This window comes from Pseudoalteromonas sp. MMG033 (assembly GCF_057197785.1).
In genome coordinates this window covers 1,112,716-1,130,492 of the sequence record NZ_JBXVAL010000002.1, presented here as the reverse complement: position 1 = coordinate 1,130,492, position 17,777 = coordinate 1,112,716, and the positions used below count along the sequence as shown (strand labels likewise).

Genomic DNA, 17,777 nt, shown 5'->3' with positions numbered 1-17,777 from the left:
GTTGTTTCCCTGCGCATAAAAGTAAATCAATCATGCTATTGCCACAAGAGGTAATTGTAAAAAACTCATTTTTTATGTGAAAAATCATAAAAATCACGATTAAATAATTTTAAAATTAGTATTTTATCTTCATATGGAACTTTACTTTTTAATTATATAAGTATTTTAAATTACACATAGGCGCACTGTTCGTTCTTCACATGCATTTCACGCAATTTAATAAACACTTAGGTCATAAATTAGTTTAAGCGCAATAAGGAATGAACATGGGTGTTAAATTGGATGTCCTCGATTTGGAACACACGATTAATTTGGTCAATGGAGAACCTCTACATTTACTTAAGAATATTTCAATGTCAATTGAGGCGGGTGAGCATATTGCTATTGTGGGCGCCTCTGGCTCAGGAAAATCAACACTTCTCTCTTTGCTTGCAGGGTTAGAGACATTGCAAAAAGGCAAAATCTGCTATCAAAAAAACCTTGAAGTATTGAGTGGTGTGACTGGTGTATCCGGTTTTATTTTTCAGCACTTCCATCTATTACCTGAGCTAAATGCGCTACAAAATGTGGCACTGCCTTTGATGTTACGGGGTGAAAGTACAGCACAACAGCGCGCGTTAGAGAAATTAAAACTAGTAAATTTAGAGGCGCAAGCCAAACAGCCTGTTACTAAATTGAGTGGCGGCGAGCAACAACGTGTGGCGATTGCCCGCGCGCTCTGTAATGAACCTCAAATTTTGTTTGCGGATGAACCGACAGGGAATCTAGATCATAAAACGGCAGAGCAGGTTTTTGATCTTATGCTCCATGGTGCAAAAGTGTCAGGCACTACTATGGTGGTGGTGACTCATGACCTTAATCTCGCTTCAAAATTAGATAAAACATACAAGCTTGAAAATGGGGAATTAAAGTTATGAATGAGCCACATACTTTAAATCAATTAGACAGTTCAAGCTGTCAATTAATGCCTGCCAGCAAGTTATTCATTAAAGTATTTATATCGCAAATCTTGCAAGGCAAGCATCTAATTACATTACTAAGTTTGGCTCTTTTATTTTTGTATCTGAGTCTAACCAGCTTATTTGGTCAAGGCGTTGATAGGTATTTAAACCATAACTTGCAGACAATGTTGGGCGCTGATACGCAGTTAACCGTTACCAGAGATTGGCATGATCATGAAAGGCAATGGATGCAAGCGCATGCAGCCAAAAGTAGTTTTATTAATAGTTATGAAGTGACTTTAAGTGCGCAAGCCGCTTTTAGCCATACAAAACTCAAAGCGGTAGATCAAAGCTATCCTCTCAATGGTGATGTGACAGTGTCTTACACCCCAAGTTTTACGCCATCTTTGGAGTCTACTGGACCAAAATTGGGAGAGATCTGGCTTGAGCCTCATCTAGCTCGTGCACTGAATGTTAAGGTTGGTGATACTGTTTCCCTTGGTCAAAACACATTGAAAGTGAGTGCGCTATTGCTCAATGAGCCTGACAGAATCATTCAAGGATATAGCAGTGATAAACGCGCCATTGTGTCTCAAAAAAGTATTAAGCATTTGGAGATGATCCCGCTTGAGCGCCAAGTATTAATTAATCACCCATTGGACTTTAAAAAGGAGTACCTTCGGCGCTTACAGGACAACAGTGCTGATTTAAACATGGTTAGTAAATTACTGAACAACTATCCGATGGCACATGCGTGGAAAAGAGTGCAGAACTTTATGGGCTTAATCAGTTTTGTCATTGTTTTACTGACTTGCCTATGTCTATGGCTTAGCCAAAAAAGTCATGTAGAGCCGCTTCAAAATGTGTTGGCGGTGATGTTGGCAAATGGTGTTAAGCGTCAGCAAATTCCCTTTCTTGTACTGATTTTAATGGCAAACATTTTGTTCATTAGTTTTATTCCTGCGCTGATAATAGCCATTGGCTTCACTGCCGCTTTGGAATATGCCATTCAGCAACACTTTTTGGCCACATTTGAGCTTATGTGGGATTGGACGGGGATTGGTAAATCTTTATTTATCAGTATGTTACTCTATTTTCTGCTCACGGTTCCGAGTTGGGTAACTCTGATCAAGAGTAATGTCCGAGATCTATTAGAAAAGCGAGAGAATAACTCAATCACTTTCATAGTCAGTGGCTTATGTCCATTATTGTCTCTATTGGTTGTAGTGGTTTTGAATACGGATAACTGGGTGTTGACTGGGTTACTGTTGTCTGGTCTTGCGGTCTGTTTAGTATTATTGCTGGTTTTGGCATGGGGTGGGTTAAGTGCCGCCAATAAGTTACTGTCTGGAAAAGGAGGTATTTTTGCATTTGTACTGCTACTGATGAAGCAACGAATGCGTGTCAAAATTGTACAAATTCTGGCGTTAGGTTTAAGTGCCACATTATTACTATTGTGTCTTCGAGTTGGTCAAGATGTGAGTGATGTGCTTGATAGAGCATTATTCGCAGACCAAGGAAATATATTTGTGACTCAAGCAACGGCGGAGCAAAAGCAAGCTCTTACAGAATTTACTTTACAGCAGCGCGGTGAAGTAAAGCAGTTTAAAGCGTTTCAAAGCGCCAGAGTAACGCATGTTAATAACCTATTGTTAAGTGAAATTGATGCGCCAAGTAGCGATTCTAAATCTCGTTTAGAGCGCAATATCAATCTACATTGGCAAGCTAATCAGCCACAAAACATAAATATTGTCTCTGACCAGTGGCAAAGTAAAAAGCAAAATGATTTGCCTGCTATCTCTATGGAGCAAGAAGTGTTTGATGAGCTTAATTTAGAGCTTGAGGATGTGCTTACAATGCAAGTCGGTACTCAAAGCCAGCAGTTCAAAATTGCTTCGGTACATCACTACCGTTCAGGTTCAGATATGATCACATTTTGGTTTGTTGTACATCAAGACAGTGCACCAGTGGCAGACGAGCAGGTTTTTTATATGGGTAGCGTCGATTTACCAGAGCAAGGCTTACAGCAACTTGGTGAAATTTGGCAAGCTCACCCGAGCATTCGCATGTTACGTGTTGAAGAGTTAATTGCAAGAGTGCGCAGTACAGTACAGACATTTATCTATCTGACCTTGGCGTATGGTGTTTTTATTGCTTTGATGAGTAACTTGCTTGTTATTGCCTCAATCCAAACCCATCTTCAAAGAGATAAGTTAAAGAATGGTTTGCTGATAAGCTTTGGCTTAGATAGTCGGCAAAGTCGTAATATGCTCATCGTTGAATGGAGTATTTTAACCATGATCCCAGTTGCGTGTGCATTAACATCGATATATTTGTTTATCGGTCAAATTTATCAGGCAGGGTTTGGTTTACCGTATAGGCCAAATGACTTCATGCTTTTAGTTGAGGCCATTACTATCGTTGCGGCGATTGCGCTGGGTGGTATTTTCTTAAGCCGCAAGCAACTCAAGCAAAATGTGGTGACCTTACTTGAACAGCGTGGCTAAAAATTGTTCTTAGGCAAATTAATAAAAGGACCAAGAGGTCCTTTTATTTAAATGTTAGCAATTACTGAATCTCAGTCGAGATTTTTTTAAATTGGTAACCCAGTGCTTTTAGTTTGTTTGGTTCTTGAAAATCAAATACGGTGCCAATCCCACGCCCATACCCTTGAACTTGAAGCTGGTTTTCGTCAACCACTTTCAAAGCGCGTACAAATCCATGTTTGACAGATACGGCTAGTAGCGCTTGAAATTCTGGTGAATATCGTAATTCAATATCGCCTATCTCTGGGTTGGTAGTTTCCACTTGATAATAGCCCAATAACTTTTCTAGCTCAGGAGTCAATTTTGTTGTAACGAGTTTGCTAAAAACATTGGCTGAGTCTCTACCGTTGTAGGTAAAGCGAAACCCATCAATGGCTTGCGTCAGCTTGATCCTTACATCGCCTTTTTCACCGATAATTTGGTAGCTGTCTGAATCAACTTGTTTGAGCTGTTTAATAGCTTGCCCTGGAATGAGCATGACGAATTCTCCACTGGGCGTTTTCTCAATGAATATGTTGCGTCTACCAGCATAAAAACCAGCTTCTAGCGTTTTCGGTAGGGGTGGCTGAGAAGAAGATGTTTGAGTGTTTTTATTGTCTAAAAATGGGCCTTTTTCGGATTGAGTGGCTATGTTTGTCACCATTTTGGCGATATCGAAAACCGTATCGTCGCCGTCTCTGTTATTCGTTGTAACAAATACGCCAAAGTTCAGTTCGGGCACGATATACATCATGCTTTCATACCCTTGATAACTGCCATCATGACTAATTGCAATGTGGCCATTAAAGTGGTCAACGAAAAAACCTAATCCCATTTCGTGGTCACCGTCTAACTGGATATGCGCATTTTGCACATTGCGAACCCTTGTAATGAGCGAGGAGGGCACGATTGCATGGCTATCATAGTTCCAGCTGTCGAGTATTGCTTGCATGTAGCGCGCCATATCATTACCAGTTGAAATAATACCGCCAGCGGGCGTCAGTAAAGAAGCGAATTTAGGTTCTTGAGCAGTACCACTGTAGCTTTGCGCCATTTGTACTGGGAGTGGACCGTTTGGCAAGTGGCTCAAGGTATTGTTCATCGCCAGCGGCGTGAAGAATTCAGTTTGCAAGTAATCTTGCCAGCTTTGACCACTTATTCTTGAAACCAGTAATCCGGCTAACCCAAACGCATTATTATTGTAGGCAGAAATAGTGCCCCTGTTCCACACAAGATAGTCGTCACTTAATAAAGCCGCTAGTGAATTAAGGTCTTTATTAGGACTTGTTGTTGGCTCATCACCACGGAACCAGCCTGTTGGAATGCCACTTTGATGGGTTAAGAGATCACGCACCGTTATTTCGTTATTATTATTGGGAAGCGTCTTTGGTTTAAAGTCAGGTAAGTGTTTATAAACACTATCATCTAGAGAAAGTTTTTCTTGGTTCACTAATTTAAGAACAGCGAGTGTGACAAACGTTTTAGTGATGGAAGCAATACGAAATTGGGTATCAGGAGTGACAGCTTGTTGTGTTTCTGTATTTGCTAGACCAAAACCCTGCAACATGACAGGTGTATTGTCTTTCACCACTGCGATAGATAAACCTGTGGTTTCTCCTCCAGCTAAGCGATGTTCAATTTGCTGGGAGATTTTCTGTATATCAGATTGATCCAAAGCAAACGTATAACTACTCAGTGATAAGCCTGCAATCAAGCTTGCAAGCAATGTGATTTTTTTCATGGTTATCCTTACTTATTGATATTGGGTAATGGTGACGTTTGTTATAAAAAAGGTGCGCCACTCGAACTGTAGACGATAAAGGTACGATTAAAATTAATGCAATTATCTCAAGCTTAATGAATCATCTGAGTTGACAAAATAATGAGCATAAATGTCTCTGGGTTTGTTATTTTGCATTTTAGAAATCTTTTCATTTTGCGAATTGCAATTTGCAAAATGAAAAACTGCTTAAGCATGTCGAGAATCTGTGAGTAATACGCTAAAAATGAGATACGAGAAAGATATAAGTAATTTATTCAATGCTTTACCGATTTTGAATTAGGACTTTTACAAGTTTTTAAGTCGCTTGCTGTACTGACATAATTTTGTCACTAACAGGGGCGTTCAGCTTATTTTTCAGTGAAATAAACGAATAAAAATGAGGGTAAAATAAAATACTAAGGTTAACAAAGAGCTGAGAAAGAAATTATTTCTTCGGTGTGATTATTGCATGAGTACGACTAATTGAAATAAACATTGGTGTATGCATGACAAAAACACAGAATATAACAACTAAGTTGGGTGCAGCAGCACTCGCACTTACAGCAAGTTTTTCTGTATTAGCTGACGATAACGCCTGTTTAGAGGGACTTTTTGCAATTGACAGGTTCGCAGCAGATGGACAGAGCGCAGTTTTTCATATTGATACGAGTTCTAAAACGAGCCGAGAAGTACCCGGAGCATCTTTCGCTTCAAGCAACTTAGCCGGGTCTGGTGCAAAGCTGTATACAATGCAACGTATAGATAGCGAAACAAATACCTCGAAATTGTATGAGTTTGATATGCAAACCATGCAGCAACGTGAAGTGGCCGACACGACAAGCTATCCAATAAAGCGCTCTGCAGTTTCTCCATCAGGTGATTTTCTTCTGGCCACAAGCCAAACCTACATGTATCAATTTGATCTGACAACAGGCGAGAAAACAGTCCTTGGAAAAATGAAGTCAGACAGTGCCAGCTATGATGACTTCGACCATGGCGATATTGCTTATTCTGCAGACGGTAATTTGATATATGTACTGAACGGTAAAGCGTTATATGTACTAGACGAAGCATCTATGTCGCTGACTGAAATAGGTGAGCACAATTTAAATTGGGCTTCAGGTCTCGCAGTGGACGAAAACGGTGTGATTTACGCCTCTGCGAGAAACAGCGGTGAAAATGCTAAAATTTACACGCTTGATGCGCAAACTGCACAAGCAACATTTTTGATGGATGGACCAGAGCATATTGCTGATTTAACTTATGTACAAGGGTGTGGAAACACCTTGCCCGTTATTGCAAATGCGTTGCAGCAAGAAGTTAATAAAGCCAACCAGTATTGGCGAGGTGAGTCGGTCGAGGACAAAATCGCTAACTTGGCTGGATTCAAAGATGGCACTTTTAACTTTAACGCAGAAGGTTTTCCTGTTGAGTCAAAAGACAAGTTGAATAAGCACAATAAGTTCACTAAAAACCCCAATGCTAATCGTTGCGCGCGGATGTGGAATAATATGTTAGATCATCAATATGTGTTAAACCGCAGCGGTAAAGGCCGTAAAAAAGCTGATGGCAGTACAAAATGGTACTTCTCCACTGCTGATGGCGAATATAAAGTGGTTAAAGCAAGTAAAGGCATTTGCTATTACGGCTATGCGTCCGGTGAAGCAGGTCGCATTATCTACAACACAAAAACAGGTGTAGTCAGCGTTCAATAAATTAAGTTTTATAGCCTCAACTAAGCGCGGCCAATTGGCTGCGTTTTTTATTTTAAACTCGGTGCAACTATTTAGCTTTTTATAACGTCTAAGTATTCATATTTATGCAAAGTGTCATAATATTTATTTTTATCAGGTAATTGAATATTTAGGAAAGTAATGAAACTTTATTTGGTAATGTTTATATTGTTGAGCGCGGCATATTCGCTAAAAAGCGCTGCCTCAACAGCGGCTGAAATACAGCATTTATTGACCTTCATTGAAACGTCTCATTGTCAGTATGAGCGCAATGGCTCACTACATTCGGCACGTGATGCTAAGCAGCACATTAGTAAAAAGTATCATTACTATCAAGATGATATTGAGTCGGCGGAAGATTTTATAAGTTTAACGGCTTCCAAAAGTAGTTTGTCTGGTAAGTCGTACCTTATTCATTGCCGTAATAATAAACCAATTAAGAGTAGTGAGTGGTTACTCTTGGAGCTCAAGGCGTTTAGAAAGCAAAAAAAATAGCACCGAGGAAAGTACGATAACTTATACAGTGAAGAGTTATTCTATCTTAATTTATAATTCTTTTTTATTATTTTTATGTGTTTTTTTATTTTCTGAAATAGGTGCAATGGTATTGTAACTGTACCTATTACAACTATTTATAATGCAACAAGTTATATATGGGAAGCTAAAAATTGCTTTTCTCAGTTAATCTTTCTGATCCTTTTATGATCAGTTTTTCATGTTTTATAGTAATTTAATAACATAAATCTATAAATGTTAATAATTAAATTATTCCAACTTTGGTTTGCTTAAATTATAATATGCCCTTAATTAAGCACTTGTATGCAAAAGTATTTTAATAAAAGGGCACTTCAATTCGTCAGCAAAGAGCTGTATTACTTTGCGGGCCTATAAGCTAAGTCTCATACGTTACCTCTGGTACATACACCTGGAGGTTAACACTCATATTTATTCAAATATCTCACAACCAGTAAAGAGCAAAACCTTAACGCTTTCTACTGGTTTTTGTGCTTTACGGTAATCATTAACTTAGGGATGTATAAACAGCATATGGCACTTAAAGACTTGTCTATTTCAAAGCAAATTGGGTTGAGCTTTGCGTCGATTTTTATGGTTTTTTTCGGGGTAAGCCTGATGACGTACAATGGATTAAAGGGGATCAATGATGACCTTGAACTGATTGTACAAACCAGCATTCCATCGGTTGAGATAGTAAAAGATCTACAAATTGAGATGGCAACCATTCGAAAAGATGAGTTTTTGATTGTCACAAATTCAGAGCACCCGGATATCAATGAATGGATAGTTAACCTTGATAATACAAAATCAGGCCTTAATCAAAAGATTCAAGCATACAGCCAGTTAAATGTGTCAAATCAAGAACGACTTCAGTTCCAAGCGTTTGAGCAGGCTTGGCGTAAATACGCGTCTGCAACATCTGGTTTTAATCGATTAGTGCGTGAGGGTGAAGTTAGTAAAGCTAATTTAATTGTTTTAAACAGCTATAACTTCTACTCAGAAGCCATGGATGAACTGAGCAAGCTGAACAAAATTAATAGCGATAATGTGGGCATGGCCGAAACATCAGCTGTACGTGCAGTGAAAACAGTGATCACGGTTATCATCATCTGTACATTGGTATCGGCGGTGATGATAGCACTCATTTGTTTTGTCCTAAGCGCTGCAATTAGAAAGCCTCTAGAAAAGGCGAAAGATCTTGCTGGTAGTATTGCCAATGGTGACCTAAGTTCACGTATTGATACACGCTCAGTGGGTAATAATGAACTTGGCGCTTTACTAATGTCTTTGGAGAAAATGCGTGAACAGTTAAATAGCCTTGTTGTGAAGATAAATGACAGCGCTATCCAACTGACAACAGCCGTAGAAGAAGTGAATATGATCTCGGCTCAAAATGCCACAGGCATGCAGAATCAACAAAATGAGTTACAGTCGGTTGCATCAGCTATGACGCAGATGCAGGCTGCGGTATCTGAAGTGGCAAAAAGTACAGAAATGGGCGCTGAGTCTGCCAATCAAGCCAATGTTAAGTCTCGTGAAGGCAGTGCTGCACTGAAAAGTAACATTGTGCAGATCTCTAGCGTTGCAGATACTGTGTCTCATGCGGGAGATTTAGCCCACAATCTAGAAAAGAACTCACAAAACATCAATGTTGTGGTGGATGTTATTCGTGAAATCGCTGAGCAAACTAACTTGCTTGCATTAAATGCCGCGATTGAAGCGGCGCGAGCGGGTGCACAAGGGCGCGGTTTTGCGGTGGTTGCGGATGAAGTTCGCTCTTTAGCACAGCGTACACAAGACTCTACAACTCAGATTGTTGAGATAGTGAGTGATTTGCAGTCTAAATCGAAAGAAACGGGCGAGGCGACCAGAACGTGTCAAAAAGGCATCGATGTGTGCGTACAGCAAACTGAAACAGTCAGCGATACTATCACGCAAATCGAGCAGGAAATTGACAGTATTGCCGCGATGAGTACGCAAATAGCAGCAGCATGTAATGAGCAATCGGTTGTCTCTGAAGAATTGAATCGTAATATTGAAAATATCAATGTTGCCGCAGTTGAAATGACTGAAGGCGCAAATCAAACCTCTCAAGCGTGTCATGAAATAAGTGAATTGGCGCATGGTTTAAAAGCAAGTGTTGAACAGTTTAAGCTCTGAGTTAAAGCGCAAGCAGACTAGTGGAGTGTAAAAAGCCAATTAATTTAAAAATTTTAAGTTAATAGACTAGTATTTTGAAAGCGAGCCATAGTATGGTTCGCTTTTTTATTATATGCACTTATTAATCGCTGAATGGCTTACATGTCTATACACTATTATTCTAATTAAGTTCAGCTGATGAGTGTGTTTTTATTTAGTTTGATATTTTAATAAAAAATTATTTATTAATTTTTATTATTCGAAATTTTTAATCATTTACTTAAATTGATTAAATCAAGGGTAGAATGTGATAAGAGCGGCTATTGTCTTTGTTTTGATAAGCCTTTGCTTTGTGGCAGAAGCGAAGAACTCGCAAAAAATTGTACTGAATGTCCCCTTGGTTGAGCAGGGGAAAAAGTTATGCGGGCCTGCAACCATAGAAATGATTTTTAAGTACTGGGGCATTAAGGATTACACCCAATACGATATCGCTGAGTCTATCTTGAATCAGTATGGAGATATGCCAGTGTTTATCCGCTCTGGTGTATTGAACAATTATCCTCGCAACTGGGCAGATTACCCGGGAACCAAGGTCACTTATTTGCAAGGGTTTTTACAGCGCTTTGGTAAAACACGCAGCATCACAGTCGATAAATCACAAGATTTGGCTGAGAACATTGATGAAAAACGCGCGCAGTTGTTTAATCATATAAAGGCTTACATTGCCAGCGGCATCCCTGTTATTGTATTTCAGTATTGGGAGTTGCCAAAATCGCAAAGCCATTACCGAGTCGTCGTGGGTTATGATGAGGCGAAAAGACTCGTGTATTTAAATGATGCCAAAGGTGCGAAGCGGGTTGTGCAAACTTATGAAGAGTTTTTAAATTTATGGAACGTAGAGCACCCACGGCTGCGTTATTATGCGGTGGCGTTTAATACTGAACGTAAAAAAATAAATATCGAGCTTTGAGAATATAGACATCGTTTGTGATTTTGATATCAATGAGCTTGCCATGAGGAGTCGTATGATTAGAAAAGGTCTGGCATCCGATATTGAACCTGTACTGATGGTGTGGCTTGCTGCGTCTCAACAAGCACATCATTTTGTGCCAGAGAGTTTTTGGCGTGATCACCTCGATACTATGCGACAGGTGTATTTGCCCAGCTCAGATAATTATGTGTATTTGGATAATCAACAAATCATCGGTTTTTATGCTTTGGTAAAAAACACCCTTGCGGCAATTTTTGTTTTACCAGAAAAACAAGGCCAAGGGGTAGGTAAGCAGCTTATTGCAGATGCAAAGTCCCGATGCAATAGCTTGGAGCTGTCTGTATATCAGCGCAATGTTGCGAGCGTGGCATTTTATCAGCAACAAGGTTTTGAAATTATTGCACAAGACGAAGATCCGCTTACAGGACAAGCGCAATATATTATGAGTTGGCAAGATAGGCAGACCGCGTGATGGGGTTTTTTTAAGCCCTTACTTAAGCGATGAATAAGAAAGAATAAAAGGTTGGGTATTTTTTGAACTATTTTTGTAAAAAAGCTCGACAAAACAGAATTTCAGTGTATCCTACGCAGCGTATGAAGATATTTGATTTATTTGTTGTTGTTTGCTTAAGTTTCTGTTTTTGTCATAAAACCTAATTTTAGCCACTCACTTTACTTCCGATACTGTACACATTTTTTTTAATTTTTATATAAATAGGTAATTTATGTCTCAAGTAACAGGCACTGTAAAATGGTTTAACGAGTCAAAAGGTTTTGGCTTCATTGCACAAGAAAACGGTAACGACGACGTTTTTGTTCACTTCAGAGCTATCCAGTCTGAAGGTTTCCGTACTTTGACTGAAGGTCAAAAAGTAAGCTTCACAGTAACTCAGGGCGCTAAAGGTCCTCAGGCTGAAAACGTAACTGTACTTTAATCAGTTATGTCTAGGTGCGGCATCAAGCTGCACCTTGCTATTTCACATTCACTTCTAATTTCTTGCTTTCCTCTTTACACTTTTTACTAGTTTTACTCCCTTCAATTTAAATCATTTTTACTGTCAGCTTCTTAGCCATTCTATTTGCATATGTTGCCCCATTATAATGATTGACTTTTACGCTCATTTTCAGGTGGAAGTTCCTTAATTTGTGCCATGCCTGAGCCTATTTCTAGAATTTTCCGGCCGAGGTAATTGCCCGGCGCATTCGATATCCACACTTTTATCAAGCCGTCTCGCTTCATGCCCACGATGAGGTAGGGTAATTTTCTGTCTTTATACTGACCAGTTCTGCGATCTATAAAAGGCTTCATCTCTTTTATAAACTCGTAGCCAGCTTTGTTATCTATTTTTGCTTCGCCTACCCTGAATAGGTCGGTATCCATGTCATACCAAGCGACAACGACTTTTTTGGGAAATGGGATATCATAAGTAAATGACATTTTTCCACCATTTTTCCAACAGCAACCAACTGACCCTGCGGGTGCTGACCAACTATCATCAAACTGAACGGCTCCTACCATAAAGTCAGAGCCATTTTGCGCACTGACAACGACAGCTAATTCATCAATATCTCTTGTTATTGAACAAGCGGTATTAATGACTATTAAAATAGATAACACAAAAAGCCTTTTCGCCACTCTATGCCCCTTCCTTGGAGTTTACTTTTATCTTTAACGTTCGTCTTCAGGTGGAAGTTCCTTAATTTGTGCCATACCGGAGCCTATTTCTAGAATTTGCCGGCCGAGGTAATTGCCCGGCGCATTCGATATCCATACTTTTATCAAGCCATCTCGCTTCATGCCCACGATGAGGTAGGGGAATTTTCCGTCTTTATACTGACCAGTTCTGCGGTCTATAAAAGGCTTCATCTTTTTTATAAACTCGTAGCCAGCTTTGTTATCTATTGTTGCCTCGCCTACCCTGAATAGGTCGGTTTCCATGTCATACCATGCGACAACGACTTTGCTTGGAAAGTTGACTCCATCTACAAATGACAGGGCTCCTGCATTTTTCCAGCAACACCCTATAGACCCTGCTGGTACGGACCAAGCGTCATCAAATAATACCGTGCCGACCATTAAGTCAGATTTATCCTCTGCGGCTACTCCAACACTCATTTCTTTGACTTGATAACTTGAACTACAGCCCATTATTAATAACAAGATACCAATTGAGATAACTATTCTTTCAGTCAATGTAGGCTCCTTCCTTGGTGTTTATCGTTAACGTTCGTCTTCAGGTGGAAGTTCCTTAATTTGTGCCATACCTGAGCCTATTTCGAGAATCTGCCTGCCGATAACATCTGCTGGCGCATTTGAAATCCACACTTTAATTAGGCCATTCCGTTTCATGCCCACGATGAGGTAGGGTAATTTTCTATCTTTATACTGACCAGTTCGTCTGTTAATAAATGGCTTTAAATCTTGTATAAATTCATAACCAGCTTTGTTATCTATTGCTGCCTCACCTACCCGAAAGAGGTCGGTATCCATGTCATACCATGCGACCTCAACTTTTTTAGGAAATGGGATGTCAGAAGCAAATGAGGTTTTTCCGCCATTTGTCCAACAGCAACCAACTGCTCCTGCGGGTGCCGACCAACTATCATCAAACTGAACAGCTCCTACCATAAAGTCAGAGCCATTTTGCGCACTGACAACGACAGCTAATTCATCAATATCTCTTGTTATTGAACAAGCGGTATTAATGACTATTAAAATAGATAACATAAAAAGCCTTTTCGCCACTCTATGCCCCTTCCTTGGAGTTTACTTTTATCTCTAACGTTGTTCTTCAGGTGGAAGTTCCTTAATTTGTGCCATACCGGAGCCTATTTCGAGACTTTCTCTACCTATAGCATCGGCAGGGGAATTTGATATCCACACTTTGATTAATCCATTTCTTTTCATACCCACAATTAAATATGGCAGCTCATAATCAGAATACTCTCCTGTTGAACGAACAATTACAGGTTTCATTTTTTTTATAAACTCATATCCTGTTTTGTTATCAATTTTTGCTTCGCCTACCCGAAAGAGGTCTGTATCCATGTCATACCATGCAACAATGACTTTGCTTGGAAATGGTACATCATAAACAAAAGATCTGGCTCCGCCATCTCCCCAGCAGCAGCCAATAGACCCCGCAGGTACAGTCCATTCGTCATCAAATAATACGGTACCAACCATTAAGTCAGCGCTACGTTCAGCGCCAATTCCAACACTCATTTCTTTGACTTGATAACTTGAACTGCAACCCATGAATAAACTAAAAGCACTAATCAAGATAATTATTCTTGTCGCCAATGTAGGCTCCTTCCTTGGTGTTTATTGTTAACGTTCGTCTTCAGGTGGAAGTTCTTTAATTTGTGCCATACCTGAGCCTATTTCTAGAGTTTGCCGGCCAATCGCGTTAGCAGAAGAATTTGATATCCATACTTTAATTAAGCCGTTTCGCTTTATTCCGACAATGAGGTAGGGGGTGCTGTCATCAAAGTATTCTCCTGTAGAACGAATAATTACAGGCTTCATTTTTTGTATAAACTCATATCCTTTTTTGTTATCTATTTGTGCTTCGCCCACCCAAAAGAGTTCAGTACTCAAGTCGTACCAAGCAATAACGACGGTATTTGGAAAGGGTATGTCATATACAAAAGACAATGCACCAGAGTCCTTCCAGCAACACCCTATTGCACCGGCTAGTACGCTCCATGTCTCATCAAATGTGACTTCCCCTACCATAAGAATTGGCCCCTTTTCAGCTGCAACTCCCACGCTCATTTCCTCGACTTGATAACTTGAACTGCAGCCTATGAGTAAACTCAAAGCACTAATCAAGATAATTATTCTTGTAGCCAATGTAGGCTCCTTCCTTGGCGTTTATCGTTAACGTTCGTCTTCAGGTGGAAGTTCCTTAATATGTGCCATGCCTGAGCCTATTTCTAGAATTTGTCGGCCGAGGTAATTGCCCGGCGCATTCGATATCCACACTTTTATCAAGCCGTTTCTTTTCATGCCTACGATGAGGTAAGGATGCTTTTTTGTTTTATATTGACCAGTCCGTCTATTAATAAAAGGCTTCATTTTTTGTATAAACTCATAGCCCGTTTTGTTATCTATTTGTGCTTCACCGACCCGAAAGAGATCGGTATCCATGTCATACCATGCAACAACAACTTTACTTGGGAAGTTGACTCCATCTACAAATGACAGGACACCTGCATCTTTCCAGCAACATCCTACAGAGCCTGCAGGTACAGACCAAGCGTCATCAAATAATACCGTGCCGACCATTAAGTCAGATTTATCTTCTGCGGCGATTCCAACACTCATTTCTTTGACTTGATAACTTGAACTGCAACCCATGAGTAAACTCAGAGTACTGATCAAGATAATTATTCTTGCCGCCAATGTAGGCTCCTTCCTTGGTGTTTATCGTTAACGTTCGTCTTCAGGTGGAAGTTCCTTAATTTGTGCCATGCCTGAGCCTATTTCTAGAATTTGTCGGCCGAGGTAATTGCCCGGCGCATTCGATATCCACACTTTTATCAAGCCGTTTCGTTTCATGCCAACGATGAGGTAGGGTAATTTTCTGTCTTTATACTGACCAGTTCTGCGGTCTATAAAAGGCTTCATCTCTTTTATAAACTCGTATCCAGCTTTGTTATCTATTTTTGCCTCACCTACCCAAAAGAGTTCAGTACTCAAATCATACCAGGCTATGACTAACTGCTTTGGAAAAGGCACATCATAAACAAAAGATCTAGCTCCGCCATCTCCCCAGCAGCAACCTATTGCACCGGCTGGTACACTCCAAGATTCATCCAGTGTTACTTCTCCAACCATAAGTATTGGGCCTTTTTCTGCTCCAATACCTACACCCATTTCTTTGACTTGATAACTTGAACTACAACCTATGATTAATAACAATATACCAATTGAGATAATTATTCTTTTCGCCACTGTGGATTGACTCCTATGTTAAACACCTGCCAACGCCCTTGACTGGATACGCAGTTGCTTGGGGTGTTATAAAAGATTTCCCGAATACCATTGTCGGCGACAAATTCTGCTTCATCTTCCACCGAGTAGGCAATGGTGTCGACAAAGCCGGCATACTTATGACTATGGTGAATATAATATTGATATAGCCACTGCCAATCTTGGCTTTTGACTCCGCCACGCATAGCTGCCTCGACCGTCGATTTTAACTCATCGGGTAATTCATATTGATAAGTGCGTTTTCCATTTCTTTGATAAATGCTCGAAAGCGTATCAATGGGTAAAAATGGCACGCCGTATTTAACAGCCTCTGCATACATAGCATGCAGTGCGTAGTGGGGCAGTTGGTTATTAACTTGACGGTACCAACGGGGCTTGTACGTGGTGACCACGGTATTCTCAGGCCGTTTTTTAAGATGTTTATTTTTGTTTAATCCCGTGCCCATTTTTACAAAGGTAATGTCTATGCCTGGCCAATGATATTTTTGCTCAAGTTCCGCTTTTTTTGCTGCGAGGCGGGTATCATGATGTGGGTGTGATGGGTGCCCTTCTATATATTGCCTTGGGTATTTTATGGTGGTGCTGTGGTGGCTGTAGCCTCCGCCGACATCCGCATGGGCACCGGGCAGCGTAATCTCATGTATATTGCTGGCGGTATTGCCATCTGGCGTTTTTAAGCTATGTAGGGGAAAGCTGTCGCGGCGCTCATCATAGGCAACAGGATGGTAGACAAAGCCGGCAGAGTGCTCGTTAATATCTAAATTGACCGGATAGTCCAGCTTTTGCTTGGCATAATACTCGTTGTGGTGGTCGTCTCCATCCCCTCCAATGGAAGACACGGTATCAAAAGGCCCCAAAAACCGTATCATGGGGGTAATACCGCCCCAATAATTTGGGTTAGCGCGAGTGATCTCATGAACTTGATTGACAAAGCAGCGCGCTGCGGTCGCACCTCGGCTAAAGCCAAATACGTCAATATGTATAAGTTGAATCAGCTTTGGTAGATCTGAAATGCAATAGTCTTGTAATTCGTCTAAGCCACGCTTTACCTTGTCATCAAAGCTAAGCGCTAAGGCCAAGTCCATGGTGTTATCGCTTTTATTATCTCTTGTTCCTATTCCTTCAACATAAGCTCGTTGAACAAAACTTTCATCGTACGGATACAGTTCATACAACTTGGTGACATTGGTTGGCTCTTTATCATCACCAATCACTTTATTGTCATTGGTGCGGTTGTTGCCGGTACCATCAAAAAAGAGCCCAAAGCTCGGTGGTTCGCTGAGAAGGCTAAGTTTGACATGGCCTTCGCTGGTGACTTGGTGATCAAGTAGCTGCACACCACCGCGTTTACCTATATTGAGGGCTTTTAATTTATCTAGGCTTTTAAAGTCCTTGAATGCCATATTGGGGATCAATATTTGCTCAGGGACGCCGAGTATTTTGGCGCTGAGACTATAATGGGTGTCATCTTCTAAGCGTGGAAACAGCAGTTGATCTTGTGCAAGGCCATTATTGCTTCGAGACAAAGCGGTTGGGCCCCCGCGCATCACAATACTGACGGGGATTTTTCCTTCAATCGTCACGATAAGGCGTTGATCGTTCAAATCGGGTGACTGAGTGTAATCGACGGGCACATGGGCCTGTGTATCTGGTGTAGCCGACGTGTCATGATAACTGAGTGCCCCAGCGCTGCCTTGCAGTGCTTGTGCTCTGGGCATCGCGGTGGTTTTTTTTAGTACAATGAGTTCATCTTTGGTGGTGGCGTGCTTGGCATGGGCAATTAATACATGACCTTTTTTTTCTTTTAAAACCAGTTGAGTATCATGCGTGCTTCTAAGTTCACGCCATGTTTCTGGGGTTTTGACCACAACCCAACTGCTGGCATGGGGCTTAAGCGCTTGGCGAATATCTCCGGGTAGTTTGGTGGCTGAATAGAGCTCAGTCACCTGTTCGCCTTTAGGCTTGTCAAAGGCTTCTAGTTTTGTGATCAGATCTTCGATTTCTGACTGCGTATCAACGCGACTTTGCGCATACATAACAATCCTTGTTAGTCAATGATTTAGTATTATGCTATCACCTGTTGGGGACGGCTGTAAATATTTTATAATATTTGTTAACTTCTGGTTTTTGGGTGCGGAAGTTTTATCCGCAGGTGTATTTTTATACGGCGG

The 17,777-nt window shown here is 40.6% G+C and carries 17 protein-coding genes; 8 read left to right on the top strand and 9 right to left on the bottom strand.

Annotated elements, in window-relative coordinates; all coding sequences use genetic code 11:
* The first annotated feature begins 266 nt into the window (after positions 1–266).
* Together AC2CZC_RS25915 and AC2CZC_RS25910 are read left to right on the top strand one after the other, a co-directional pair.
* On the top strand, positions 267–917 hold the full coding sequence (locus AC2CZC_RS25915; protein WP_484585228.1) for an ABC transporter ATP-binding protein: 651 nt from the start codon (positions 267–269) through the stop codon (positions 915–917).
* Positions 914–3,448: an ABC transporter permease gene (locus AC2CZC_RS25910; protein WP_484585227.1), complete on the top strand. Its 2,535-nt coding sequence runs from the start codon at positions 914–916 to the stop codon at positions 3,446–3,448. Before AC2CZC_RS25915 ends, AC2CZC_RS25910 begins: the two co-directional genes overlap by 4 nt.
* A 61-nt stretch (positions 3,449–3,509) precedes the next feature.
* Here the strand turns inward: AC2CZC_RS25910 and AC2CZC_RS25905 are convergent, their stop codons facing one another.
* Positions 3,510–5,207 (bottom strand): serine hydrolase domain-containing protein, encoded by a 1,698-nt coding sequence (locus AC2CZC_RS25905; RefSeq protein ID WP_484585226.1) that lies wholly within the window; start codon positions 5,205–5,207, stop codon positions 3,510–3,512.
* Between the two features lie 527 nt (positions 5,208–5,734).
* Here AC2CZC_RS25905 and AC2CZC_RS25900 point away from each other — a divergent pair.
* The 6 genes from AC2CZC_RS25900 (at position 5,735) to cspE (ending at position 11,542) form a co-directional block, all read left to right on the top strand.
* A complete protein-coding gene (locus tag AC2CZC_RS25900; protein ID WP_484585225.1) occupies positions 5,735–6,943 on the top strand; it encodes an NHL repeat-containing protein in 1,209 nt (402 codons plus the stop codon).
* Positions 6,944–7,102: 159 nt separating this feature from the next.
* Positions 7,103–7,456: a DUF5329 family protein gene (locus AC2CZC_RS25895; protein WP_484585224.1), complete on the top strand. Its 354-nt coding sequence runs from the start codon at positions 7,103–7,105 to the stop codon at positions 7,454–7,456.
* A gap of 552 nt (positions 7,457–8,008) precedes the next feature.
* The gene (locus AC2CZC_RS25890) at positions 8,009–9,637 is read left to right on the top strand and encodes a methyl-accepting chemotaxis protein (RefSeq protein WP_484585223.1); all 1,629 of its coding nucleotides are present in this window, start codon (positions 8,009–8,011) and stop codon (positions 9,635–9,637) included.
* A gap of 286 nt (positions 9,638–9,923) precedes the next feature.
* The gene (locus tag AC2CZC_RS25885; RefSeq protein ID WP_063362705.1) at positions 9,924–10,586 is read left to right on the top strand and encodes a C39 family peptidase; all 663 of its coding nucleotides are present in this window, start codon (positions 9,924–9,926) and stop codon (positions 10,584–10,586) included.
* Between the two features lie 55 nt (positions 10,587–10,641).
* On the top strand, positions 10,642–11,079 hold the full coding sequence (locus AC2CZC_RS25880) for an N-acetyltransferase (RefSeq protein ID WP_211035266.1): 438 nt from the start codon (positions 10,642–10,644) through the stop codon (positions 11,077–11,079).
* 253 nt (positions 11,080–11,332) lie between these two features.
* Positions 11,333–11,542: a transcription antiterminator/RNA stability regulator CspE gene (gene cspE / locus AC2CZC_RS25875; protein ID WP_023398163.1), complete on the top strand. Its 210-nt coding sequence runs from the start codon at positions 11,333–11,335 to the stop codon at positions 11,540–11,542.
* Between the two features lie 161 nt (positions 11,543–11,703).
* On the opposite strand, the gene AC2CZC_RS25870 is transcribed toward cspE, so the two are convergent.
* Genes AC2CZC_RS25870 through AC2CZC_RS25835 form a run of 8 tightly spaced genes read right to left on the bottom strand, consistent with a single transcriptional unit; the run spans position 11,704 to position 17,642 of the window.
* Positions 11,704–12,243 carry a DUF2931 family protein gene (locus AC2CZC_RS25870; RefSeq protein ID WP_484585222.1) on the bottom strand — a complete coding sequence of 180 codons (540 nt, stop codon included), beginning with the start codon at positions 12,241–12,243 and terminating at the stop codon, positions 11,704–11,706.
* Positions 12,244–12,276: 33 nt separating this feature from the next.
* On the bottom strand, positions 12,277–12,801 hold the full coding sequence (locus AC2CZC_RS25865) for a DUF2931 family protein (RefSeq protein ID WP_484585221.1): 525 nt from the start codon (positions 12,799–12,801) through the stop codon (positions 12,277–12,279).
* Between the two features lie 27 nt (positions 12,802–12,828).
* Complete coding sequence (locus AC2CZC_RS25860) at positions 12,829–13,353, bottom strand: DUF2931 family protein (protein ID WP_484585220.1); 525 nt, start codon at positions 13,351–13,353, stop codon at positions 12,829–12,831.
* Positions 13,354–13,386: 33 nt separating this feature from the next.
* Complete coding sequence (locus AC2CZC_RS25855) at positions 13,387–13,911, bottom strand: DUF2931 family protein (protein ID WP_484585219.1); 525 nt, start codon at positions 13,909–13,911, stop codon at positions 13,387–13,389.
* A 27-nt stretch (positions 13,912–13,938) separates the two neighbouring features.
* A complete protein-coding gene (locus tag AC2CZC_RS25850; RefSeq protein ID WP_484585218.1) occupies positions 13,939–14,463 on the bottom strand; it encodes a DUF2931 family protein in 525 nt (174 codons plus the stop codon).
* 27 nt (positions 14,464–14,490) lie between these two features.
* Positions 14,491–15,015: a hypothetical protein gene (locus AC2CZC_RS25845; protein WP_484585217.1), complete on the bottom strand. Its 525-nt coding sequence runs from the start codon at positions 15,013–15,015 to the stop codon at positions 14,491–14,493.
* A 27-nt stretch (positions 15,016–15,042) separates the two neighbouring features.
* Positions 15,043–15,567, bottom strand: a complete 525-nt coding sequence (locus AC2CZC_RS25840; RefSeq protein WP_484585216.1) for a hypothetical protein — start codon at positions 15,565–15,567, stop codon at positions 15,043–15,045.
* On the bottom strand, positions 15,552–17,642 hold the full coding sequence (locus tag AC2CZC_RS25835; protein WP_484585215.1) for a T6SS phospholipase effector Tle1-like catalytic domain-containing protein: 2,091 nt from the start codon (positions 17,640–17,642) through the stop codon (positions 15,552–15,554). The genes AC2CZC_RS25840 and AC2CZC_RS25835 overlap by 16 nt, the downstream gene beginning before the upstream one ends.
* Between the last annotated feature and the right edge of the window lie 135 nt (positions 17,643–17,777).

Bases quoted from the DNA above. Each gene is read 5' to 3' on its own strand.
- AC2CZC_RS25905 (WP_484585226.1), bottom strand. From the start codon at position 5,207: ATGAAAAAAATCACATTGCTTGCAAGCTTGATTGCAGGCTTATCACTG.
- AC2CZC_RS25900 (WP_484585225.1), top strand. From the start codon at position 5,735: ATGACAAAAACACAGAATATAACAACTAAGTTGGGTGCAGCAGCACTC.
- AC2CZC_RS25915 (WP_484585228.1), top strand. From the start codon at position 267: ATGGGTGTTAAATTGGATGTCCTCGATTTGGAACACACGATTAATTTG.
- AC2CZC_RS25880 (WP_211035266.1), top strand. From the start codon at position 10,642: ATGATTAGAAAAGGTCTGGCATCCGATATTGAACCTGTACTGATGGTG.
- AC2CZC_RS25890 (WP_484585223.1), top strand. From the start codon at position 8,009: ATGGCACTTAAAGACTTGTCTATTTCAAAGCAAATTGGGTTGAGCTTT.
- AC2CZC_RS25910 (WP_484585227.1), top strand. From the start codon at position 914: ATGAATGAGCCACATACTTTAAATCAATTAGACAGTTCAAGCTGTCAA.
- AC2CZC_RS25835 (WP_484585215.1), bottom strand. From the start codon at position 17,642: ATGTATGCGCAAAGTCGCGTTGATACGCAGTCAGAAATCGAAGATCTG.
- cspE (WP_023398163.1), top strand. From the start codon at position 11,333: ATGTCTCAAGTAACAGGCACTGTAAAATGGTTTAACGAGTCAAAAGGT.
- AC2CZC_RS25895 (WP_484585224.1), top strand. From the start codon at position 7,103: ATGAAACTTTATTTGGTAATGTTTATATTGTTGAGCGCGGCATATTCG.